Below are 24,039 nucleotides of genomic sequence, written 5' to 3'. Positions count from 1 at the left end.
TGCCCGTTTAGTATAGCATAATTTTATTTTGCTCGTGAACCTGTTATCTTTAATATTATATAATAAGAATCCGAAAAAAGGGGTGTATGAAAAGAATGGCTTTTACACCGAATTTTACTCAATTGCAGGTAAAATCTTCTTTTAGCCTGCTGCAAAGTCCGATAAAAATTCCGGAATTGGTACAGCGTGCTTATGAGATGGGTTACCAAGCTTTAGCTATTACTGATGTTAATGTGGTCTATGGCTTAATTGATTTTTATAAAGCTTGCCAGCAACAGCATATCCGTCCAATCTTAGGTTTGACAGCTTATCTAGGCGGTGTATCTGCACAGTACGATGATCAACGTTATCCTTATTTATTTTACGCTAAGAATAATCAGGGGTATCAACACCTTCTAGAGATTTCAACGCGAATCATGATGCATCCAGATCAATCAGTATCTATTACTGAATTACAGGATGTACTTTCAGATCTATTTGTCGTTTTGCCACCGCGAAGTGAGTTGGAGTATCTGATTGCGGATGGCAATAATCAGCAAGCAGTTGCTTATTTAAACCATTTGAAATCATTATTAGATCCTAGTGATTTACTTATTGGTTTAACCTTGCAAGGCAATTTTAGTAGGGAACTTTCTAAGACTCAAATTATTGCGCACCAAAATCAGATACAAACATGTGCATTGGGCAAAGTGGATTATTTAACTGCTGATCAAGCTTTTGATACAAAAGTTTTGCAGTATATTGATGCTGGTTCAAAATTAAATTTAAAAACGGAATTACAAGATAGTGAAGGGCCCTTTTATTTGCTGACGCCAGCTGCCGCACAGCAGCCTTTTGAGCAGCAGAACGATCAAGAGGCAATACGCAACAACTTACGCATTGCCAATGAGTGTCAGGTAGAGCTTGATTTGGGACAACGCACACAGTTGCCTAAGTTTCCAACACCTAACCAAGAATCCGCCAAGAGCTATTTGTATCAGTTAGTTCAGCAAGGGTGGCAAAGCCGGTTTGCATCCAAGACGATGAATCCAACCTATCAGAAACGCATTGATTATGAATTGCAGGTAATCAATAAAATGGGGTTTGCTGATTACTTTTTGATTGTTTGGGATGTGATCAACTATGCACATCAAGCTAATATTATGACAGGTGCTGGCCGGGGCTCAGCCGCTGGTTCATTGGTTGCTTATTTATTGGGTATCACTGATGTGGACCCCATTCAATATAATCTTTTATTTGAAAGATTTTTGAATCCTAATCGGGCGAATATGCCAGATATTGACTTGGATATTCCTGATAATCGCCGGGATGAGCTTCTGGATTATGTTTATCAGCGTTATGGCGCTGACCATGTATCCCAGATTATTACATTTGGGACTTTAGCAGCTAAAATGGCCCTTCGTGATGTGGGCCGAGTCTTTGGCATTTCACAAGCCGAAGCAAATCAGTGGTCTAAGGCCATACCTGGTGTCTTAAAAATTACCCTAACACAAGCCTACGAACAATCTCCTAGTTTGCAACAGATTGTTCATCAAAATCATATCAACGAACGTATTTTTAAAACGGCCCAGCAGCTAGAAGGTCTGCCACGCCATTATTCGACGCACGCGGCTGGCGTTGTTTTAAGTGATGAACCACTGACACAGCGGGTTGCCTTGCAAATTGGCGGCGATGAAATTCCGCTGACGCAGTACCCTATGGGCGATGTGGAAGCAGTTGGATTATTAAAGATGGATTTTCTAGGCTTGAAAAATTTAAATATTTTAGCTCAAGTTACAGATGCTGTACATCGGGAAAGCGATCCAGACTTTTCGCCGCATAAGATTCCATTAGATGACGTTAAAACTCTGGCACTATTTCAACGTGGCGACACAAACGGTGTTTTTCAATTTGAATCCGATGGTATCAAACGAGTTTTACGACAGTTACAGCCAGATTCTTTTGAAGATATCGTCGCTACTAATGCGTTATATCGGCCAGGACCAATGGAAAACATAGATATATTTATTGCGCGTAAAAATGGTCAAGAGCCAGTCGTTTATGCAGACGAAGCTTTAGAACCAATTTTGAAGCCAACTTATGGTGTATTGGTTTATCAAGAACAGGTCATGCAAGTTGCTAGTGTTATGGGTGGTTTTACACTTGGCGAAGCCGATTTGCTCAGGCGGGCTATGAGTAAAAAGAAAAAGGTAGTCATTGATGAAAATCGTACGAAGTTTATTGATGGTGCTGTAGCTAAGGGGTTTTCAGTAACGTCTGCACGCATGGTTTATGAATATATTGAACGTTTCGCAAACTATGGCTTTAATCGATCCCACGCAGTGGCTTATAGTAAACTGGCTTTTTGGTTGGCATACGTTAAAGTGCATTTTCCTGCAAGCTTTTTTACCGCCCTTTTAAACACAAGTATTGGTAACGATGTCAAAACAAAAACATACTTTAGGGAAGCAAAGCAACGGCAAATCAAAATATTGGGGCCCGATATCAACCAAAGCAATTTTGATTTTACAGAAAAAGAAGGGCAGATTCGTTTTGGCTTTATTTCAATCAAAGGTGTGCGTCGGGACTTGATCCAGGCTATTCTAACAACTCGCGCAAATGAAGGGTTATTTCAAAGCCTAGAAGATTTTCTTAAACGGTTACCCAGCAAGTTCTTGAAAGTTGATACGATTAAACCACTCATCGAAGTGGGCGCTTTTGATACGCTTCGGTCAAATCGCAAGCAATTGCAGATGAATCTGCCAAAATTAATTGATAGTATCACATTAGCAGGAGATTCTATGTCGCTTTTTGAAATATTGACTCCAGAAATGGCCTATGTTGATGATTATGCCAAAGCTGAAAAAGCCCAACTGGAAGCCGACTTATTAGGTACTTACATCTCAGGTCATCCTTTAGAACGGTTTAAATCCTTAACTCACGAACCGATTCTGAATTTGGCTCCGGATAAAACCGGACGCGTGCTGTACTATGTCCGTAAAGTTAAGGTGATTCGCACAAAAAAGGGTGCCCAAATGGCTTTTTTGTCTGGAGAAGACCTGACACAGACTTTTAGTGTAACTGTATTTCCTAATATTTATAAACAAGTGCAGACTTGGTTACAAAAGGACCAGAACGTTATGATTGATGGTAAATTTGAGTGGGACAAGGATCACGCCCCACAATTGATTGCCAATCATATGACATTAGCTGAGCAAGTTGCTAAAGTATCAACACCGACCGCAGCAACTACGGAACCATCTGACCAAAAACAGCAAGTAGAACGTAGCTTAAAGCAACAGCAAAAATTATATTTGCAGATTCCAACAGTCTTAGATACGTCAGAATTACGACAAGAAGTTTATCAGACATTACAAAAATCCCATGGCACAACACCGGTCGTCATATTTTTGCGCAAAGATCAGCGCAAATTATTATTAAAAGAAACCCACTGGATCACTTGGACTGAGGGCTTGAGGCAGACGCTAGAAAAGTTACTCGGCAAAGAAAATGTTGTTTTCAAATAAAGTTTCAAAATAAATAGTAGCTTAAAGCCTTTACATTTCAAAAACATGCAGACTTTTTGAATGAAAGGTGGTATATTAACAATGTCTGTGAAAACGAGTTGCGACTTGTATTTTCATGAATTTTTAATTGAGGTGACAACATGAAGCGCATAGGTATACTTACCAGTGGTGGCGACGCACCTGGTATGAACGCGGCCATTCGTGCAGTAGCGCGCAAAGCGATGTATGAAGGGTTAGAAGTTTACGGGATCAATTATGGATTTGCTGGGTTAGTTGCTGGAGATATCTTCAAAATGGATGAAGCATCTGTTTCTGATAAGATCCAACGTGGAGGAACATTCTTGTACTCTGCACGGTATCCAGAATTTGCTCAAGAAGAAGGTCAGCTTAAAGGTATTGAACAATTGAATAAGTTCGGTATTGAAGCATTAGTTGTCATTGGTGGCGATGGTTCTTATCACGGTGCTTTGAAATTAACTGAGCATGGTTATAATGCCATTGGTTTACCAGGTACGATTGACAACGATATTCCTTATACAGACTTCACTATTGGATTTGACACAGCTGTCAATACTGTTCTTGAAGCTGTCGATCGCATTCGTGATACTGCGACAAGTCATGAACGCACGTTTATCATTGAAGTTATGGGCCGTGGCGCTGGTGATATTGCGCTTTGGTCAGGTATTGCCGGTGGTGCTGAGGAAATTATTATTCCTGAACATGACTTTGATATCGCTCAAGTAGCTGAACATATCCAAGCTGGTCGCGATCGTGGTAAGAAACATACGCTGATCGTGTTGGCTGAAGGTGTGATGCATGCGCCTGATTTTGAAAAGGAACTTGCTAAATATGGTGATTTCCATGCACGTTCGACTGTGCTCGGCCACGTTCAACGTGGTGGCTCACCAACAGCGCGCGACCGTGTGTTAGCGAGTCAAATGGGTGCTTTTGCTGTTGAGTTATTGTTGGAAGGTAAAGGTGGGCTGGCTGTTGGTATTGAAAACAACCGGTTGTCTTACCACAACATGACAGATTTATTTGATGGCAAACATCATGCAGAACTATCACTTTACAATTTGAATCATGATCTATCAAATTAGGGTTTGCATTTTATTAGATTCTTGGTATCTTAAGTATTAGGTTTTTATAAAATTGATTTAAGGAGAGATTCCCACCTATGAAAAAAACCAAAATTGTTAGCACATTAGGTCCTGCCAGCAATGATGTTGAAACAATCACAAAATTAATCGAAGCAGGCGCAAATGTTTTTCGCTTTAACTTCTCTCATGGTGACCATGAAGAACATCTTTCTCGGATGAACATGGTTCATGAAGCAGAAAAGAAGACCGGTAAAACCGTTGGTATCATGTTAGATACTAAAGGTGCTGAAATCAGAACTACGGTTCAAAAGAACAAGGGCTTTGATGCACATACTGGTGATGTGATTCGTATTTCTATGGATGATTCATTAGAAGGTACACCAGAAAAAATTGCTGTTACATATCCAGGTTTATACGATGACACTCACGTGGGTGGTCACGTGTTAATCGATGACGGCTTGGTTGATCTTAAAATCACTGAAAAAGACGAAGCTAACAAAGAACTTGTAACTGAAGTACAAAATGACGGTTACATTGGTTCTCGTAAAGGTGTTAACGCACCTGGTGTTGAGATTCGCTTACCTGGGATCACTGAAAAAGATAGTAGTGATATCCGTTTTGGCTTGGACAACAACATCAACTATATTTCTGCAAGTTTTGTTCGTAAAGCTCAAGACGTTTTAGATATTCGTGAAATCTTAGAAGAAAAACATATGGAACACGTTCAAATCTTCCCTAAAATCGAATCTCAAGAAGGTATCGACAACATCGATGATATTCTTAAGGTTTCTGATGGTTTGATGGTTGCTCGTGGTGACATGGGTGTTGAAATTCCATTTGAAAATGTCCCATTCGTTCAAAAACGGTTGATCAAAAAGTGCAATGCCTTAGGTAAACCTGTTATCACAGCAACACAAATGTTGGATTCTATGCAAGAAAATCCTCGTCCAACTCGTGCCGAAGTAACTGACGTTGCCAACTCTGTATTAGATGGTACAGATGCAACCATGCTTTCAGGCGAGAGTGCAAATGGTGACTATCCAGTTGAGGCTGTAGCTGCCATGAGCCGGATCGATCAATATACTGAAGAGGAAGTCAGCAACAGTGGTGTATTGGCTTCTGAACGATTCAATGCCTTTCCAACAACTAACTCAACTGAATCTTTAGGTCAATCAGTTGTTCGTGTTGCTGAAGATTTGAATATTAAGACAATCGTCGCTGCTACAGCTTCTGGCTATACAGCACGGATGATTTCAAAATATCGGCCAAATGCAGATATTTTAGCTTTAACTTTTGATGAAAAAGTACAACGTGGCTTGACGGTCAACTGGGGTGTTAAACCGCTATTGACTGAAAAACCTGCAACAACTGATGACATGTTCACTATGGCAACTCAAATTGCTCAAGATGAAGGTCTTGCTAAAGAAGGCGACCTGATTTTGATCGTCGCTGGTGTGCCTGTTGGTGAAAGTGGTACAACTAACTTGATGAAAGTTCAATTGATCGGTTCTAAATTGACACGCGGTCAAGGTGTTGGTGATGAAACTGTTGTCGGCAAAGCAATTGTTGCTGATAGTGCCAAAGATGCTGTTGATAAAGCTGTTGATGGTGGTATCTTAGTTACTAAGACAACAGATAAAGATTATTTACCAGCTATTGAGAAATCTTCTGCACTAGTTGTTGAAACTGGTGGTTTAACATCACATGCAGCTGTTGTTGGTATTGCAATGGGTATCCCAGTTGTTGTGGGTGCTGAAAATGCAACTTCATTGATTCAAGACGGTGAAGTTATTACAGTTGATTCTCGTCGCGGTATTATTTATCGTGGTGCTTCTAACTCACTTTAAGATTTAGATTTAATCAGTATTGTATTATATTCTAGAATAATTGATCAGAAAAAGGCTGAGTCCCCGCTATTGAGACCCAGTCTTTTTTCTTCAATTATTTTCTGAAAGGATTGAAATTCATGGAAAGTTGGCTATTTTTAGCGGCAATTTTATTAGTGGCTATCTTTGGCAAGAATCAATCATTGATTATTGCCACTGGCGTTGTTTTAATTTTAAAGTTATTACCATTTTCCAATCGCGTTTTTCCGATTATCAATGCTAAGGGGATCAATTGGGGTGTGACAATCATTTCAATTGCCATCTTGATTCCCATCGCTACTGGGCAGATCGGTTTTAAAGATTTATTGAGTGCTTTTAAAAGTCCGGTGGGATTTATTGCGGTCGGCTGTGGTATTCTGGTTGCAGTATTATCAGCAAAAGGTGTGGGGTTGCTGTCTCAAAGCCCGGAAATTACAGTTGCTCTAGTTTTTGGTACAATTATGGGTGTGGTATTCTTAAAGGGCATTGCTGCTGGACCCGTTATCGCTTCCGGTATTACGTATACGATTTTAACAGTATTTAATTTACTACCAGGTAAATAAAGGAGACACTATGGATATTAATGCAGATTTAATTGGAACAATTCAAAGCGCACCGGTTACAGACCAAAATGATAAAGCTGTTTTCGTGCAATTGGCCGGCACGACCTTAACGGTTCTTAAATCAGAATTGACAACACCTGTATCGGCAGGAGAGACACTGACAGGCTTTATTTATGAAAATGCGAAACATCAACTACGCTTGACCCCCAATCTACCAAAAATTAGGTTTGATCATTATGATTTTGGGGCTGTCACAGAAGTGCGTCGTGATCTAGGCGTTTTTGTATCCATGGGACTAACAGATAAAGATTTAGTGGTATCATTGGACGATTTACCTGAAGAAAAACAACTATGGCCAGAGCGCGACGATCGGTTGATGGTCACACTAAGTGTTGATAAAAAAGGCCGGATGTGGGGGAAACTGGCGGATACAACGATTCTTAAGAGTGTGGCAAATCGTCCGAGTGCTAAAATGCGCAATGAAAATGTGACGGCAACTGTTTATCAAACAAAACACGTGGGGAGTTTTGTGATCACTGATGATTACTACTTAGGCTTTATTCATCGGACAGAGGTCGATGTTGCACCACGTCTTGGTCAACAAGTACACGCACGTGTGATCGGCTTGACGCAAAATAATGAATTAAATTTATCCTTAAAACCTAGGGCTTACGAAGAAATTGGTGACGATGCGGCGATGGTATTAGCTGTTCTCAAACGCAGCTCCGATCATAGTATCGATTTTGATGATAAAAGTGATCCTGAAGCTATCAACGATTATTTTGGTATCTCTAAAGGCGCTTTCAAACGGGCAATTGGTCATTTATTAAAGGCAGGTTTAATTGAAACTGGTGCTGGAAAAACAAAGTTGAAATAGGGGCTTTTACTTATTGTCCATTGCTTAATTGTTGCGTATGCTGTAATTAGTGAAAAAATTATTTTATTGGGGTCCTCATTATGAGTCAAGCCATAGCTTTAGAAAAGGATATCAAAAAACAATTAAAACAAGCGGGTTATAAAATGACCCCACAACGGCAAGCAACGGTCGCTGTTTTGTGTGCAAACCAGACTACTTTTTTGACGGCGGAAAAAATTTTTATGCTTGCTAAAGCAATTTCACAAGATATTGGTTTAGCAACGGTTTACCGTACTTTAGAAATTTTAGTAGGCTGCCAGATCGTGACAAAGAGTGCTTCTAATGAGGCTGGTATTATTCGTTATCAGTTGGCACATGCGCATCAGCTTTTGCTTGTTTGTAAAAATTGTGGTCGTGTGATTGACTTAGACAATGAGACTTGGCAGTCGATCACACAACAAATTCAACAACAAGTTGGCTTTAAAATTCAGACGGCACAGGCAGACCTTGAAATTGAGGGCTTGTGTGCCAATTGCTTAAAACAGCGACAAACAAAAATTTTAACCTAAGTGAAGGGTTATGGGATGAAAGACTTAATTGGTGATTATTTACATTATTTAGATGTCCAACGCGGCTTATCACCACAGACACGGCAAAGTTATGCGGAAGATCTAAAACAGTTTCGAGAGTTTCTTGAAGCGCAGCAATTGACGGATTTTCCAGAGGACACGTTGGTAATTAGTGAATTTCTTAAGGTTGAAACAACTAGTGGTAAAATGGCGAGCTCTCTAGCACGCATGGTATCAAGTCTAAGAACATTTTATCAGTATTTACTGGTTGAGCACGTGATTAGGACTGATCCAATGGATACGATCACGTCACCAAAAAAGCAGCAGCATTTTCCGGTGACATTAACTATTACTGAAGTAAACACATTATTAACGATGCCTGACACAGGAAAGCCCCTAGGATTAAGAGATCGAGCCATGTTAGAAGTACTTTATGCTACCGGTCTGCGTGTCAGTGAATTGATTAATCTACAGTTGAACCAACTCCACTTAACAATTGGTTTGATTCAAACAATAGGTAAGGGAAATAAAGAGCGAATGTTGCCTATTGGTGATGTAGCCAGCGACTGGATTACGCGTTATTTAGAGAATGTACGGCCTAGCCTAATGATCAAAGCCAATCCGCGTAGCGCTAATGTTTTCTTAAACAACCGTGGGCGTCCATTGACGCGGCAAGCTGTGTGGAAAATGATTAAAGCTTATGTACGAACAGCAGGTATCCAAAAAGACGTTACGCCGCATACGCTGCGCCATTCTTTTGCGACACATTTGTTAGAAAATGGTGCTGATTTACGCGTGGTGCAAACTTTATTAGGACACGCAGATATTACGACGACACAAATTTATACGCATCTTTCGACACAAAAAGTCCGCCAAATCTATAATAAAACGCATCCGCGGGCATAAAGCTAAGTTGAGAGAATGTGGGTTATGTGCTAAAGTGTATCTTTGTATAAGATGTCTGAAAGTGGAGGTCATCATGTTAGTTAAATATAAGCGGAGCTATGAGAAAATCGCGATGGGATTTCTTTCATTTATTCCAGACTTAAAAGATTTGAACACCTTGAACAATGAAATTACGTTATATCAAGATGATGATAGTCATGAATTGTATCTTTGGAAAAATGAATCAGACGATTTCTCTGGTATTGTTGGCTTAGAAGTTGAAGATAAATATATCGTGATCCGGCAAATCTCACTTTCACCTTCTGAACGTGGGGAAGGGAATTCTTTAGCTATTTTAGATGAAGTTCATGCCTTGTATCCAGATCATAAGATGATGGGCTCGTTTGAGACAACTAAACTTGTGGCTAAGTGGGAAGCACGAAACCGTCATCAGAATACAGGGGTTTGACTGTGGCTGGATTAAATTTAGTTTTACCTGAGTTTGAAGGGCCATTAGACTTATTACTCTATCTGATTAAAGTGGCTAAAATTGATATTTATGATATTCCGATTGCTGAAATCACCAACCAATATCTGACTTATTTGCATGATATGCGTGTCATGCAACTGGATACGGTTGGTGACTATTTAGTTATGGCTTCAAACCTAATGGCAATCAAAAGTAAAATGTTGCTGCCCAAACCAGAACCTGCATCTGAAGCTGATGATGAATTTGAGTTGGATCCACGTGATGAATTGGTCAGCCAATTATTGAGTTATCAAGCTTATAAACAACTTGCTGGTGAATTAAGGGTAAAAGCTGAAACAAGACGGAAATCAGTGGTCAAGGAACCTTCGCAGCCAACAGGTACATTTATCATTCCGCTACAAAGGGGTGCCGTTGACTTAACTCAATTGACACAAGCTATGAATGTAGTCCTAAGACGTCATTTCGCTTCAAAACCACAGAAACGGGCAGTTCAACGAGAAAACATTTCAATCCAAACGCAGATAAAAAAGGTGTTGACGCACTTGGAACAGCATCATGGTTATGTTCAGTTTTCCCAACTGCTCGAAGCGCGTTCCTCAGATAAAGTAGATGTGATCGAAAATGTTGTCACAACATTTTTAGCTGTTTTGGAGTTGATGAAAAATGGACGGATCGTTTGTGAACAAACCACGATCAATGATGATATTTTAGTGAAGCAGGTGGGGACTGGTACATGAATTATCAAGCAATCATACAGGCATTACTTTATGCTGCTGGCGATGACGGAACCACCATTCAGATCTTGGCAAGCACGCTAGCTTTAGATGCGGCGGCTGTCAGACAGTGGCTGGAAAAGTTAACGAATGCTTTACAGCAAGACCAAACCTCCGGGTTAGAGGTTTTACATTTTGGTGAAACCTATAAATTAGCTACCAAGCGCGTTTATGCGCAATATTTGACACAATTTATGTCCGGGAATATTGGCCAACACTTGAGTCAGGCGGCTTTAGAGGTATTAGCTATCGTTGCCTATGAACAACCGATCACGCGTCTTGAAATTGATGAATTGCGTGGCGTGAACAGCTCGGGAGCGTTACAAACTTTGGTTGCGCGACAGATGCTTCAAGAACAGGGACGGAAAGATGTTCCCGGACGGCCTATTTTATATGGGACTAGTGATTACTTCTTAGATTATTTTGGGTTACAGTCTTTAGATAATTTACCGCCGATCGACCAGCATACGCCCTCAGATAGTGGTAATGAAGATATGAATTTATTTTATAATGAATTTGATGCAGCAATGAATCAAAATAGCGCTAAGACGACGGCACAGGCACAAAGTGATGTACAAGAAAAGGATGGATTAAATGACTGAGGAAAGACTACAAAAAGTGATCGCAAACGCTGGATTAACATCTAGACGTAAGGCAGAAACCTTGATCACATCCGGTCGAGTAAAAGTTAATGATCAAGTTGTTAAAACATTAGGGACCAAGGTTTCAGAGCATGATCAGGTAACTGTTGATGGGGTACCTTTGGAGAAAGAGCGTAAAGTTTATTATCTATTTTATAAACCCAGAGGCGTTATTAGTGCGGTGAGTGATGATAAGGGTCGAAAAACTGTGACCGACTTTTTTGACCAAGTTGATCAGCGAGTTTATCCCGTGGGCCGGCTAGATTATGACACTTCTGGTCTATTGATCATGACTAATGATGGTGAACTTGCCAATCTTTTGATGCATCCCCGTTATGAGGTTGATAAGACCTATGTCGCTAAAATCAATAACATTCCTGATGTTTCTGCTCAAATCAAATTACGCAATGGTGTTGAAGTCAATGGTCGTAAAACATCCAAAGCAAAATTTAGCCTTATTTCTACGGATCATAAAAAAAATACAGCAATTGTGCGACTAACGATTCATGAAGGTATGAATCATCAAGTTAAAAAAATGTTTGAAGCAGTTGGTAGTCAAGTTCAAAAATTGTCTCGAGAATCCTTTGGCTTTTTAAACTTAGAAGGTTTGATCTCGGGCCAATTTCGGCCATTATCGCATTTAGAAGTTTCGCAACTGCGTAATCAAGCTTTGGGGAAGCGCGTTTAATTTTTGAATCAGATTTAAAAATAAATGTGTCAAAATACTTGCTTTTATTTAGTAAGTTTGATATGTTTGTTTTTGTAAATGAATAACTGTTCGTCTTCAGGGCAGGGTGTAATTCCCGACCGGCGGTGATAGTCCGCGACCCATCTTTTGATGGCTGACTTGGTGAGAATCCAAGACCGATAGTATAGTCTAGATGGAAGAAGATAGAGCTTATTTTGGATGTCTAATCATAATAGCTCATGCCCTGTATGTGTTTTTGGGTGTGAGTTTTTTAGGCTGAAGACGCAACCGTTAATTCAAATACAACTATTTTATTTTAACGGGGGTCCTTGTATTGCAAAGTCTCAAAGTCAAGAAGTTAGTTGGTATTGCTATGATGGCAGCGATTGCCTATGTATTGATGTTTTTCGCTTTTCCGATCATTCCTGCTTTTAGTTTTTTAAAAACGGATCTCAGCGATTTGATCGTTTTAATGGGGACGTTCATTTATGGCCCATTTGGCGGTATTGCAATTGCTGTATTGCGCTCATTCTTGCATTTCATCACGACTGGTGCCACTTTACCAGATTTTATTGGTGATTTTGCCAGTGTCTTAGCTTCCATCATATTTTTAATACCAATGTATTACTTGCTACGTAAGGGTTCAAATCTTGGCCGACAACTACTAGCTTCGACAGTGGCAACTATTTTGTTGGCAGTTATTATGGGCTTCTTGAACTTAGTGATTATTACACCTTTGTATATGCAACTTTTAGGCATGAATTTAGGGATGCCAATCATTAAATACGTTTTGATTGCTGTCATACCTTTCAATGTGATTAAGGGTGTTTTACTAAGCGCAGTCTTCAGCGTTATCTATGTTAAAATGATGCCGTGGGTCAAGGCTCAGGCGGCTACTTTTAAACATTAATCAGCACAATTAAAAAGAGTTTCTGCGTAGTTTTAATGCAGAAACTCTTTTTAATTGGTTTCATAAATATTACTTAGTCAAATGGAAGGGGACGTCCCGACGTTTGATTGCACCTGTTGGGCATTTTTGATAAGCTTGTTTAAATTGTGACATTAGCTCATTAGGAATTGCTCGCTGCCCTTTATTTTGGTCAAGTTTGCTATAAGCAATACCTTCATTATCATAATCAAAAATGTCTGGTGCTTGTAATTGACAGATGCCACAGGCAATACATTCTGGACGTGCAACTCTGGTAAACATTAAATACGCTCCTTTTGAAAGCAAGATAAAATCTATGGATAAAATTGATTTATTAAGTTTTTTTAATCAACAGCCGCAAAGAATTAAACCAATTTTTTATGTGTTAATTGGAAAAAGAACGATTTCTAATCTTTTAGCAGGTCGGCGCAATCATTATTTGAATTATTTCCGGGCGGCACCGACATTAGCCCAAACCACTTTTAATCGTACCGCAGATGTACTGATTCAAGAAGCCCTAATTACTGAAACAGCGCCAGAAAATTATAGCTTAACTGTTAAAGGAAAACAGTATTGGCAAGACAATCAGGCCTATGTTTATCGATTAAAAAAATATGATGGGTTATTTGTGCCTGACTTAGATGTGATCGATCAGTTGCTTGGACTAGCGGTTCAAGTAACTTCGAACTTTGTCCACGGACAGACACATTATATTCCGGTTAGCAATGCTTGGCTGGTTCAGCGTCGTGTACAGCACTGGTTTCAATCTTATAAAAAGAAGCCAGATTTTGCGCAGCAGTTTATGGAAGAGCTAGCTTTTTGGCTGGCACAGTTACCAACCGCCCAACCGAATGCTGATTATATGGCAGCGACGTTTCAAGGCTATCGGGTGGGCTGGTCTGATTTAGCACTGACGGATATGTTTGGATTGACGCCACTTTCGCAGCATTTTATGCGTTTAGATAATTTGACTAATTTATTATGGCTGCTAAAGCAAAAACAACAGGTGCTACCAATGATTTATACGTTACTAAAACCGACTATTTATACACAAAATCCCATCAGCATCAGTGCACAAAAAACGTGGTTACTTTTTGAGCAAGGCTATCCTTTGTCCCGTATTGCTGCACGTAGGCATCTGAAGCCTAGTACGATTAGAGAACACCTATTAGAAGTCGCTTTATTGAATGATCAGTTTGATTTTAAACGCTTGATTCGCCAAGATGATCTACCGGTCAATGCTTATTTTACCGAACGTATGCAAAGTATTCAGGAAATGGAACAATAAAATGGATTTAGAACAAGAATTAACGCATTATTTTGGTTTTAAAACGTTTCATCCAGGGCAAAAAGCAATTATCGATCATGTTTTAAAAGGTGACGCGGTGTTGGGCGTTTTACCTACTGGTTCAGGTAAGTCACTTTGTTATCAGTTACCTGGTTTAATCATGCATCGACTAACCGTTATTGTGTCACCGTTGATTTCCTTAATGCAAGATCAAGTGATTCAATTGCGGCAACAAGGTCGATCAAAGGTGGTTGCTCTTAACTCAACCGTCCGTAAAGCTGAACAAACTTATATTTTACAACATATCAAAGACTTTGATTTCTTATTTGTGTCGCCTGAGACATTGGGGCGATCAGATGTATTATTGGCTTTGAAACAAATTAATATTGGCTTATTCGTGATTGATGAGGCACATTGTATTTCCCAATGGGGCGTTGACTTTCGCCCAAGTTATTTACAGTTGCGCCATTACCGACAAATTCTAAAGCCTCATAGTACGTTAATGCTAACGGCGACAGCAACCCCTAAAGTGCAGGTAGATATCCTAGATAAACTGGGGTTGATAAAAAAAGCCATGCGTATTATTACAAACGTTGATCGACCCAACATCTTTTTAGATACAGTCAAAGTAACTGATGATACACAACGTCAGCAAATGCTACAAACAATTATAAAGCATATCACCTGGCCAGGAATCATCTATTTTTCCAGTCGGCAAGCAGCAGAAGAAGTGGCATTACAATTACAGCAGACATTACATATTCCGGCTGCGTTTTACCACGGGGCATTGTCTAATCGGGATCGGCAATTGATCCAGCAGCGATTTATGGCCGATCAAATTCCAATTATCTGTGCGACAAATGCATTTGGAATGGGCATCAATAAAAAAAATATTCGTTTTGTGATCCATTATCATGCACCTAGCAGCTTTGAAAGTTATTTACAAGAGTTTGGTCGCGCAGGTCGCGATGGCAAGCAAAGCATTGCCATTACCTTTATTACACCAGCCGATGCTGGTCTGCAAGCTAATCTATTAGCTTCAGGGTTACCATCAACAAGTATGATCCAGATGTTTTATAATGAGCCCCGGCTATTTGCTCATACGGATGATCAAGCGCTCGAGTTATTGCGCGATTTTTATTCAAGCGGGCTAGAAATGACACAAGTTCAACAAATGCTAGCCGCAAAATATCAGGAAAAACAAGCTGCTTTGACAGAATTTCAACGTTATTTATCTGCAGCGACATGTAAACGTCAATTACTGAGTGATTACTTTGGCCAAAAAGCAGTGCACAGCCATGATGATACTTGCTGCTGTTTAGGGCAAGATGAGGCTGTTTTGACGACTTTAAAGAAGTTAAACTTGTATCAAAGGGATTCTACTCAACAACCTCGAAGCTTGCAAAAAGCAATTGAGACGCCGAAAGTGGTTCACTGGCAGCAAACTTTAAAGCAACTTTTTGAATAACTTTACCATTACTTAATTTTTGATATGCTAAAATATCATGAAGAAGCTTTTAGGAGGGCCAATGATGAGTGATGATAAAAAAAGTCAAGAAAAAAGGGACTTAACCAGCCAAGAAACGACCGGTCAATCAACAAATGCAGCCCCAACGTCTGACACAAGTACAGATCAAGCATCTGAGTCATTCACGGCTCAAAAAGAGGCAGCAGCTAAAGATAAGGCTGCAGATGCAACTGCAACGACGACAGTCAGTAGTACTGATGCCGATACATCTGAGGCAGAGCCTTGGGAAAAACAGTTTGACGATGATGGCTTATCGCGAGTTGCCAATAAGAAAAAAGAACAGAATAATACCTTTTTTGTGGTGGGACTAACCGTGTTACTACTTGTTGTTATGGCAATTCCGATTGGCTATTATATTGTAAGTATGAACAAACCGGTTAATTCTTCAGATAATAGTAATCAAATCGTTGTCAGTTCCAAGTCAAAATCTAAATCAGCTTCTGCTGCTAAATCGAAATCTCGAGCAAAGGCAAAATCTGAGAGTATAAAAAGTGCTCAGGAAAAACAAGCAGCGGTACAACAATCTAAGCAAGCAGCTGAAAGTGAAAGTGCAAAAATTGCTTCTCAAGCAGCAGCAAGTCAAAAGGCGGCTCAGACAGCTGCCGCACAATCCCAGCAAGCAGCAGCTCAGCAGTCATCTGCAGCGGCTAGTCGTCAGGCAGCAGCGAGTGCATCTAGCCAGCAAGCCGCACAACAGGCCCAACAAGCGGCTGCTCAAAAGAGTAGCACTAGTCAACAAACTTCAACGGCGGATAGTGGGCAATACCATACCGTTAAAGCTGGCGAGAACCTTTATCGTATTGCTGTTAACAACGGGTTGACCTTAAGTCAGCTACTGCAAATGAATGGCTTATCTTCGAGTTCCAATATTGCACCAGGACAACAACTACGTGTAAAATGACAGGTAGTGAGCCAATAATATAGTTTATGAATGGATGAGATTTTTGAAAATTGCGATCGATGGACCTGCTTCAGCGGGTAAAAGTACGATTTCTAAACGGGTTGCTCAAAAATTGGGGTTTACTTATTTAGATACAGGTGCGATGTATCGCGCTGTCACGTACCTGTGTTTTAAGGAGCAGATTGCTCTAAATGATGAAGCGGCTATTGTAGCAGCACTTGCAAAAGCAAAAATTAGCTTTGGTCCAATGAAACAAGAAGGCCAGCAGGTTTTTCTGAATCGGGAAGATATTACAAAACCGATACGTTCCGTTAAGGTTACAGCAGCCGTTTCACAAGTGGCTGCTTTGTCAAAAGTACGCACTGCTTTAGTTGAGCAGCAACGAGCATTGGCGGCAAAACAGGACATTGTGATGGATGGCCGCGATATTGGCACAACTGTTTTACCAGATGCCGATGTTAAAATTTTTATGACTGCCAGTGTCGCTACACGCGCGAAACGGCGTTTTTTGGAGAACCAACAGAAAGGTATGCCTGAAAGTTTGACAACGATTACGAAAGACATTGAAGCGCGTGACTACAAAGATAGTCATCGCCAAGTTTCACCCTTGCGGCAAGCTGACGACGCAGTAGTTGTCGATACATCTAATTTGAATATCGAACAATCAACCCGCAAAATTCTGGAGATAATTCGGCAAAAAACAAAAGTTTAATGCTTTTTTAATCTTTTTGCTGGTAAAACAATCGGAATTCAAGTAGAATAGTTACGTAGTTAGTCGCAAGGAGGATTTTGTTTATGAGCGAAGATACAAATACGAACAATAGCAAGGAATTAATGGAGGATGCCTTAAATAGCGTTCACGACGTCAAAATTGGTGACGTTGTTGTAGGTGAAGTTTTGGCTATTGATGATAACCAATTGATCGTTGGTATTGAAGGTACAGGCGTTGAAGGCGTAGTACCACTTAAAGAATTGACCGGCGATCCAAGTGCTAATATCAACGACCAGGCTAAAGTCGGTGATAAGTTAGACTTGGTTGTTATCTCTTCCATGGGTAAAGACAAAGAAAATGGCAGTTATCTTTTATCCAAACGACGCCTTGAAGCTCGTAAAGTCTGGGACGAGATCGAACAAGAATATAAAGATGGTAATACGATTAAGGCCACAGTTACGAACGTTGTTAAGGGTGGCTTAGTTGTTGATGCCGGTGTTCGTGGCTTCATTCCTGCTTCAATGGTCGAAGATCATTATGTGGAAGATTTAAACGAATACAAGGGTAAAGAATTAGAATTACAAATCATGGAAATCGAACCAAGCGAAAATCGTTTGATTCTTTCTCATCGTGCCATCGTCCAGAAAGAAAAAGAAGCTAAAAAGGCTGAAACAATGGCCAAGCTGGTTCCTGGTGATATCATCGAAGGTAAAGTTGCGCGGTTAACAAACTTTGGTGCTTTCGTTGATTTAGGCGGTGTTGATGGGTTAGTCCATGTTTCTGAGATTTCTTATGATCATGTTGACCAACCATCTGACGTATTAAAAGTTGGTCAAGAAGTTAAGGTTAAGGTATTAAACGTTGATATTGAAAAAGAAAGAATTTCTCTTTCAATTAAAGCTACGTTGCCTGAACCTTGGACAAATATTGAAGATAAAGCACCAGTTGGCGCTATTTTAGATGGTACTGTTCGTCGCTTAACTACTTTTGGTGCCTTTGTTGAAGTGTTCCCAGGTGTTGAAGGCTTGGTTCATATTTCTCAAATTTCCCATAAGCATATTGCAACACCTAATGATGTGCTTAAAGAAGGCCAAGAAGTTAAAGTTAAAGTATTGAGTGTTGATCCTGAACAACATCGTTTAGCTTTGTCAATTAAAGCACTTGAAGAGCCTGAAGCTGAAAGTCATGAAGCTCACGAAGATCATGCTTCGGCACCTAAAGCTGCGCCAAAAACATCGTCATCTGCCAATGATGTTGACGACGATAGTGGTTTTAGCATCGGTGACATGGTTGGTGATGCTTTAAAGCATAGTACAGATAATCAAGATTAATTTTTAAATTTATTAATTTAACGATGAGAGGCTGGGACAAATTAATTTTGCTCCAGCCTTCATACGTTTAGATAATTTTTTGATAATAATTAATATTAAGGGATTCGAGGTGAGTATATGTTACCAACTGTTGCTATTGTTGGCCGCCCTAACGTGGGCAAGTCGACAATTTTTAATCGGATTGCTGGCGACCGTATTTCTATTGTAGAAGACGTTCCCGGTGTAACCCGAGATCGGATCTATGCTCGGGGCGAGTGGTTGACTCATGAGTTTGCGCTGATCGATACTGGTGGAATTGATATTGGTGATGCACCGTTTGTTAAGCAAATTCAAGAACAGGCGGAAATTGCAATTGATGAGGCCGACGTTATCGTTTTTTTGGTAAGTGTTCAAGAAGGAGTTACCGATGCTGACGAGAAAGTTGCCCAGATTTTATATCGATCAGATAAACCAGTAATTTTAGCCGTGAACAAGGCAGATAATCCAGAACAACGCCAAGATATTTATGACTTTTACAGTCTTGGATTTGGTGAACCAATCCCCATTTCTGGTTCTCAGGGAACTGGGCTTGGTGATTTATTGGATGTTGTCATTTCTAAATTTCCTGAAGGTGCTGATGAAACTGATGACGATGTCGTTCGATTTAGTTTGATTGGGCGGCCTAATGTCGGTAAATCATCCTTGGTAAATGCAATTCTTGGCGATAACCGAGTAATTGTTTCTGATATTGAAGGGACAACGCGTGACGCTATTGATACACGATTTACAAGTGAATCTGGGCAAGAGTTTGCTATGATCGACACAGCTGGTATTCGTAAACGTGGTAAAGTTTATGAAAATACGGAGAAGTATGCTGTCATGCGAGCTATGCGGGCTATTGACCGTTCAGACGTTGTTTTGACTGTTTTAAATGCTGAAGAAGGCATTCGTGAGCAAGACAAAAAAGTGGCTGGTTATGCACATGAAGCTGGTCGGGGCATTATTATCGTAGTCAACAAATGGGATACCTTAAAAAAAGACGACCATACGATGCGTGATTTTGAGAATCAAATTCGACAGGAATTTCAGTATTTAGACTATGCGCCGATTATTTTTGTTTCGGCGCTAACAAAACAGCGGATTCAAACGATTCCTGATCTTGTCAATAAAGTTCATGTCAATCAAAGTCGGCGTATTCAGTCCTCAGTGCTCAATGATGTTTTGTTAGATGCAGTTGCGGTAGCCCCAACGCCCAATGTCCGTGGTCGGCGTCTGCGTGTTTATTACATGACACAAGTTGCCATTAAGCCGCCAACATTTATTGTTTTTGTAAATGACCCAGAATTATTACACTTTTCTTATCAACGTTTCTTGATCAATCAGTTACGTAATACGTTTGATTTCACCGGTACGCCGATTCGTATTATTCCACGAAAACGTCAATAGTCATGCTGATGAAAGGGTTTTTTAGGTTTTTTTTGGTAAAAGTTTTGAAAAAGGATTAAAAAACCGACTTTTATTGTAAAAAACCTTGCTATGATAGGGTTCGTATGATAAGTTTAGATGTGAAATGGTGATGGTCATCGCCATTGTTCATCATTTTTGGACCACTCAGAAATGATAACCTAGATGACTTGTTCATCTAAATTTTCAGGAGGTGAATCATAGCATGGCAAACAAAGCTGAATTGATTGACAGTGTTGCTGCTGAAACTGGTTTAACTAAGAAAGACGCAACAGCTGCTGTAGATGCTGTATTTAGTTCAATCCAAACATCTTTATCTAAAGGTGAAAAAGTACAACTAATTGGTTTTGGTAACTTTGAGGTTCGTGAACGTGCTGCTCGTAAGGGTCGCAACCCACAAACTGGTGAAGAAATCCAAATCCCAGCAAGCAAAGTACCTGCATTTAAACCAGGTAAAGCATTGAAGGATTCTGTTAAATAATTTGAATCTTATAAGAAGCTGTGACGAAACTCAAGTTTTGTTGACAGCTTCTTTTTTTGACTTCATTTAAATAACAATGATTGCGTGTAGGCATACAAAGTCTTACAATTACAGCCATGGATCAAAGGAGGACAAGCTGTGAATTATAGTCAACAAGTCTTACAAGCATTACAAGATGGTGATATGGCGGCTGAGAAGCAACTTTTCGCCAAAGCATTACGTCATGATGATGATGATACCCTATATAGTTTAGCTGAAGAGCTATATGCTTTAGGCTTTTTACGCCAGGCACGACGGATCTACTTAAAACTGTTAGATAAATACCCTGATGAAGATGAATTGCGGACGGTATTAGCCGATATTGCAGTTAGTGATGGTCATACTGATGAAGCTTTAACTTATTTAGATGCTATCCAACCTGACTCGCCAGCTTATGGGCAAGCATTGATGACAGCGGCCGATGTTTACCAGACAATGGGTATGCCTGAGGTTAGTGAAGCAAAACTTAAAGCGGCCCAAGAGTTATACCCCGATGAGCCAGCAATCTGGTTTGGGCTAGGTGAACTTTATTTTTCGTTAGGCCGTTATCAGGAAGCAACGATCGCTTATGAGCAGTTGTTACATGATGATATTGAGACCTTTGCCGGCGTGATGTTATATCAGCGGTTAGGTGCTAGTTTAGCTGGTTCTGGGGATTATGAAGCTGCAATTTCAGCATTGACAAAATTACCGGAAGAAACTTTGGACAAAGATACACGTTTTCAATTAGGCTTTTTATATTTACAAGTTAAAGATTACGCTAAAGCCATTCATTTGTTATCAGATCTTGAAAGCGCTGATCCAGACTATACTTCCCTGTATCCTTATTTAGCTGAAGCTCAAGAAAAAAATGGTGACTTAAAAGGTGCTTATTTAACGACTCAGACGGGAATTGCGCATGATCAATATAATGAAGTTTTGTACCAACATGCTTATGATCTTGCGACTAAATTAGGTGATGAAACTGCTGCTGAAGAATATTTGAAAGAATTATTAACAATCAATCCAGATAATCAATCGGCTGTACTAGCCTTAAGTAATTTATTGATCAAGCAAGGGCGCTTTGAGGATAATTTAGCGTTATTAGATGACCATCAGCCTACAGAAAATGATCCGCAGATGCTTTGGAATAAAGCTCGTTCCTTGCAACACATGGAAAATTATGCCGAAGCTAAGGAAACTTATTTATTGGCTTATAATCAGCTGAAATCTGATCCCGAATTTTTACGAGACCTGATTACTTTCTTTCAAGAAGAAGGTATGGTCAAGGAGGCCATTTTGGCTTTACAAAATTATGTTAAACTAGTACCAGATGATTTTGAGCGCCAAGAGTTATTAGACGAACTCCTAGACGAACAAAATTTTTAAATAATTAATCGATTTAGTTATGGAGTGATCAATTTGGCAAAAATACGTGTCATTGTTGCTGGTTTCAAAGGACGGATGGGTAAAACGACCTGTGAGACGATTTTAGCGCATAATAAAACATTTGAACTGGTAGGTGGATATGATCCTCACGGCGCAACTGATAAAGATTTGGGAACCCAAATCGAAGTGTCTGCGGCACAGCACTTACCAGCTTTCACAGAAATCGAAGAAACAGTCACAGCCAAACCAGATGTTTGGGTCGATTTTACAACACCAGATGCGGTTTATGGGAATACCAAGTTCTGCTTGCAACATCAAATTATGCCAGTTATTGGGACGACCGGCTTGACCAACGATCAGATTACTGAGTTACAAGCATTAGCCAAAAAGCAGCAAGTGGGCGGTTTGATCGTCCCTAACTTTGCTTTGAGTGCTGTCTTAATGATGAAGTTTGCTCAAGAAGCAGCGCAGTATTTTCCTGATGTGGAAATCATCGAGTTGCATCATGATCATAAAAAAGACGCCCCTAGTGGCACTGCTTTAAGAACGGCTGAATTAATCGCTCAAAATCGGCGTCCGAAACGCCAAGGCGCCCCTGATGAAAAAGAAACGTTACCAGGCGTTCGTGGTGGTGATTATCAAGGGATGCGGATTCATTCAGTACGTTTACCTGGTTTGATTGCCCACCAACAAGTTCAATTTGGTAGTGTTGGTGAAGGCTTGACCATTCGACAAGATTCATATGATCGGGCGTCGTTTATGACAGGTGTTGTGTTGGCGATTGAAAAGGTACATGAATTAAATGATTTAAAAGTGGGGCTTGAGAACGTTTTATGAAATTAAACGAACTGGCGCCGGAATTTCAAGCAGCACAGCCAATATTGGCTGATTTAGAAGCTGCAGGGTTTGAGGCTTATTTTGTAGGTGGTGCAGTACGTGATGCACTCTTACAGCGGCCAATCCATGATGTGGATATTGCGACAAGTGCCTATCCAGCTGAAGTCAAGCAAATTTTTAAACGGACAATTGATACCGGCATTCAACACGGCACGGTAACAGTGATGGCTCATGACGTTGCTTATGAAGTAACCACGTTTCGAACGGAGTCTACCTATCAGGATTTTCGGCGACCAGACAAAGTGACTTTTGTCCGCTCTTTAAAAGAGGATCTAAAACGTCGCGATTTTACGATCAATGCTTTAGCGATGCGTCATGATGGTGAGATCATTGATTTGTTTGATGGCTTAAAAGATTTGCATCAAGGTATGTTACGTGCAGTGGGCGATCCTTACGCACGTTTTCATGAAGATGCCTTGCGAATGATGCGTGCGGTTCGCTTTCAAGCTCAGTTAGCCTTTCAATTAGAGGCTCAGACAAAAACCGCGATTGCCAAAAACCATAGATTACTGCAAAAGATCGCGATTGAACGGATCCATAGTGAATTCATTAAGCTGATGCTTGCTTCTAATTGGCAAACCGGACTGGCAACTTTTATAGAAACTAAGATGAGCGAAGCTGTTCCTGGTTTTAGTGGTCAAGCGACACAGTTGCAAAAACTGACAGCCTTAGCTGGTCATCTGACTAATGAGTGTCAGGTTTGGGGCCTATTCGCTTTGACCTTGACGTTAAATCAGAAGGATACGAGACAGTTATTAAGAGCCTGGAAATCAGCTAATCAAGTGATTGATGGTACGGAAAGGCTAAGACAGTTAGCCACTGATCTACAAACAACTGATATTGATGAAGCTGAATTAAAATGGGCACTTTTTTCAGCTGGGCAGATAGCTGTGCAGGATACTTTATCGGTTCTGAAATTAATGGCGCGGATCACTTCCGAACAACAAGCTGAATTCAGACAAATTTATGATCAATTACCGCTTCAATCAAGTAAGGCTTTGGCGGTTAATGGGCAGGATCTGATGACTAATGGTATCCAACCTGGCCCAGAATTAGGGCGAACTTTACAGCGGTTACGATATGCCGTGGTTGTGGGTCAATTGCCGAATAACAAGGCAGCTCTCCTAAGTACAATAAAAAAATGAACTTTTAGTTACTTCTGTTAAAGATGTGTTAGAATAACAATG

General features: G+C 40.2%; 22 protein-coding genes, 1 pseudogene and 1 riboswitch. Of the genes and pseudogenes, 22 read left to right on the top strand and 1 reads right to left on the bottom strand.

All coding sequences use genetic code 11. The features are described 5' to 3' along the window. The first annotated feature begins 95 nt into the window (after positions 1-95). The 12 genes from dnaE to ACNAN0_RS07170 all read left to right on the top strand — a co-directional run bounded on the left by dnaE (position 96) and on the right by ACNAN0_RS07170 (position 12,846). Positions 96-3,506 carry a DNA polymerase III subunit alpha gene (dnaE, locus tag ACNAN0_RS07225; RefSeq protein WP_416352979.1) on the top strand — a complete coding sequence of 1,137 codons (3,411 nt, stop codon included), beginning with the start codon at positions 96-98 and terminating at the stop codon, positions 3,504-3,506. A gap of 140 nt (positions 3,507-3,646) precedes the next feature. After that, positions 3,647-4,606, top strand: a complete 960-nt coding sequence (gene pfkA, locus ACNAN0_RS07220; protein ID WP_230912461.1) for a 6-phosphofructokinase — start codon at positions 3,647-3,649, stop codon at positions 4,604-4,606. Between the two features lie 77 nt (positions 4,607-4,683). Beyond that, entirely contained in the window at positions 4,684-6,453 is a 1,770-nt protein-coding gene (gene pyk, locus ACNAN0_RS07215; protein ID WP_230912460.1) for a pyruvate kinase, read from the top strand. A 119-nt stretch (positions 6,454-6,572) separates the two neighbouring features. Then, complete coding sequence (locus ACNAN0_RS07210; RefSeq protein ID WP_416352978.1) at positions 6,573-7,034, top strand: DUF441 domain-containing protein; 462 nt, start codon at positions 6,573-6,575, stop codon at positions 7,032-7,034. A 10-nt stretch (positions 7,035-7,044) separates the two neighbouring features. Next, entirely contained in the window at positions 7,045-7,911 is an 867-nt protein-coding gene (locus tag ACNAN0_RS07205; protein WP_416352977.1) for a S1 RNA-binding domain-containing protein, read from the top strand. 80 nt (positions 7,912-7,991) lie between these two features. Beyond that, entirely contained in the window at positions 7,992-8,459 is a 468-nt protein-coding gene (locus ACNAN0_RS07200; RefSeq protein ID WP_416352976.1) for a Fur family transcriptional regulator, read from the top strand. A 15-nt stretch (positions 8,460-8,474) separates the two neighbouring features. Beyond that, entirely contained in the window at positions 8,475-9,365 is an 891-nt protein-coding gene (gene xerD, locus ACNAN0_RS07195) for a site-specific tyrosine recombinase XerD (RefSeq protein WP_230912456.1), read from the top strand. A gap of 73 nt (positions 9,366-9,438) precedes the next feature. Then, positions 9,439-9,813, top strand: coding sequence for an N-acetyltransferase (locus tag ACNAN0_RS07190; RefSeq protein ID WP_416352975.1), 375 nt, complete (start codon positions 9,439-9,441; stop codon positions 9,811-9,813). 2 nt (positions 9,814-9,815) lie between these two features. Continuing rightward, on the top strand, positions 9,816-10,571 hold the full coding sequence (locus ACNAN0_RS07185; protein ID WP_416352974.1) for a segregation and condensation protein A: 756 nt from the start codon (positions 9,816-9,818) through the stop codon (positions 10,569-10,571). Further along, positions 10,568-11,209 carry an SMC-Scp complex subunit ScpB gene (gene scpB / locus ACNAN0_RS07180; RefSeq protein WP_230912453.1) on the top strand — a complete coding sequence of 214 codons (642 nt, stop codon included), beginning with the start codon at positions 10,568-10,570 and terminating at the stop codon, positions 11,207-11,209. The genes ACNAN0_RS07185 and scpB overlap by 4 nt, the downstream gene beginning before the upstream one ends. Continuing rightward, positions 11,202-11,936: a pseudouridine synthase gene (locus ACNAN0_RS07175; protein ID WP_230912452.1), complete on the top strand. Its 735-nt coding sequence runs from the start codon at positions 11,202-11,204 to the stop codon at positions 11,934-11,936. Before scpB ends, ACNAN0_RS07175 begins: the two co-directional genes overlap by 8 nt. Before the next feature lie 88 nt (positions 11,937-12,024). Next, positions 12,025-12,145: riboswitch (FMN riboswitch) on the top strand. A 125-nt stretch (positions 12,146-12,270) separates the two neighbouring features. After that, complete coding sequence (locus tag ACNAN0_RS07170; protein ID WP_416352973.1) at positions 12,271-12,846, top strand: ECF transporter S component; 576 nt, start codon at positions 12,271-12,273, stop codon at positions 12,844-12,846. A gap of 69 nt (positions 12,847-12,915) precedes the next feature. Here the strand turns inward: ACNAN0_RS07170 and ACNAN0_RS07165 are convergent, their stop codons facing one another. After that, on the bottom strand, positions 12,916-13,146 hold the full coding sequence (locus ACNAN0_RS07165) for a ferredoxin (protein ID WP_230912450.1): 231 nt from the start codon (positions 13,144-13,146) through the stop codon (positions 12,916-12,918). 34 nt (positions 13,147-13,180) lie between these two features. Here ACNAN0_RS07165 and ACNAN0_RS07160 point away from each other — a divergent pair, with 34 nt between their 5' ends. The 10 genes and pseudogenes from ACNAN0_RS07160 to ACNAN0_RS07115 all read left to right on the top strand — a co-directional run bounded on the left by ACNAN0_RS07160 (position 13,181) and on the right by ACNAN0_RS07115 (position 23,997). After that, complete coding sequence (locus ACNAN0_RS07160; protein WP_416352972.1) at positions 13,181-14,152, top strand: helix-turn-helix domain-containing protein; 972 nt, start codon at positions 13,181-13,183, stop codon at positions 14,150-14,152. A 1-nt stretch (position 14,153) separates the two neighbouring features. Continuing rightward, a complete protein-coding gene (locus ACNAN0_RS07155; RefSeq protein ID WP_416352971.1) occupies positions 14,154-15,620 on the top strand; it encodes a RecQ family ATP-dependent DNA helicase in 1,467 nt (488 codons plus the stop codon). An 823-nt stretch (positions 15,621-16,443) separates the two neighbouring features. Continuing rightward, a pseudogene (locus tag ACNAN0_RS07150) lies at positions 16,444-16,581 on the top strand (LysM peptidoglycan-binding domain-containing protein); the annotation flags it as partial. A 43-nt stretch (positions 16,582-16,624) separates the two neighbouring features. Further along, on the top strand, positions 16,625-17,293 hold the full coding sequence (cmk, locus tag ACNAN0_RS07145) for a (d)CMP kinase (protein WP_230912548.1): 669 nt from the start codon (positions 16,625-16,627) through the stop codon (positions 17,291-17,293). 83 nt (positions 17,294-17,376) lie between these two features. Then, entirely contained in the window at positions 17,377-18,624 is a 1,248-nt protein-coding gene (rpsA, locus tag ACNAN0_RS07140; protein ID WP_230912446.1) for a 30S ribosomal protein S1, read from the top strand. A 117-nt stretch (positions 18,625-18,741) separates the two neighbouring features. Next, on the top strand, positions 18,742-20,049 hold the full coding sequence (der, locus tag ACNAN0_RS07135) for a ribosome biogenesis GTPase Der (protein ID WP_416352970.1): 1,308 nt from the start codon (positions 18,742-18,744) through the stop codon (positions 20,047-20,049). A gap of 223 nt (positions 20,050-20,272) precedes the next feature. Continuing rightward, positions 20,273-20,548, top strand: coding sequence for an HU family DNA-binding protein (locus ACNAN0_RS07130; protein WP_230912444.1), 276 nt, complete (start codon positions 20,273-20,275; stop codon positions 20,546-20,548). Between the two features lie 138 nt (positions 20,549-20,686). Further along, positions 20,687-21,955 carry a tetratricopeptide repeat protein gene (locus ACNAN0_RS07125; RefSeq protein ID WP_416352969.1) on the top strand — a complete coding sequence of 423 codons (1,269 nt, stop codon included), beginning with the start codon at positions 20,687-20,689 and terminating at the stop codon, positions 21,953-21,955. 33 nt (positions 21,956-21,988) lie between these two features. After that, positions 21,989-22,792 carry a 4-hydroxy-tetrahydrodipicolinate reductase gene (dapB, locus tag ACNAN0_RS07120; protein WP_416352968.1) on the top strand — a complete coding sequence of 268 codons (804 nt, stop codon included), beginning with the start codon at positions 21,989-21,991 and terminating at the stop codon, positions 22,790-22,792. Beyond that, positions 22,789-23,997 carry a CCA tRNA nucleotidyltransferase gene (locus ACNAN0_RS07115; protein ID WP_416352967.1) on the top strand — a complete coding sequence of 403 codons (1,209 nt, stop codon included), beginning with the start codon at positions 22,789-22,791 and terminating at the stop codon, positions 23,995-23,997. Before dapB ends, ACNAN0_RS07115 begins: the two co-directional genes overlap by 4 nt. Positions 23,998-24,039: the final 42 nt, after the last annotated feature.

Source organism: Agrilactobacillus fermenti (assembly GCF_047943045.1).
Lineage (GTDB): Bacteria > Bacillota > Bacilli > Lactobacillales > Lactobacillaceae > Agrilactobacillus > Agrilactobacillus fermenti.
This window is presented reverse-complemented; position numbering and strand designations above follow the sequence as displayed.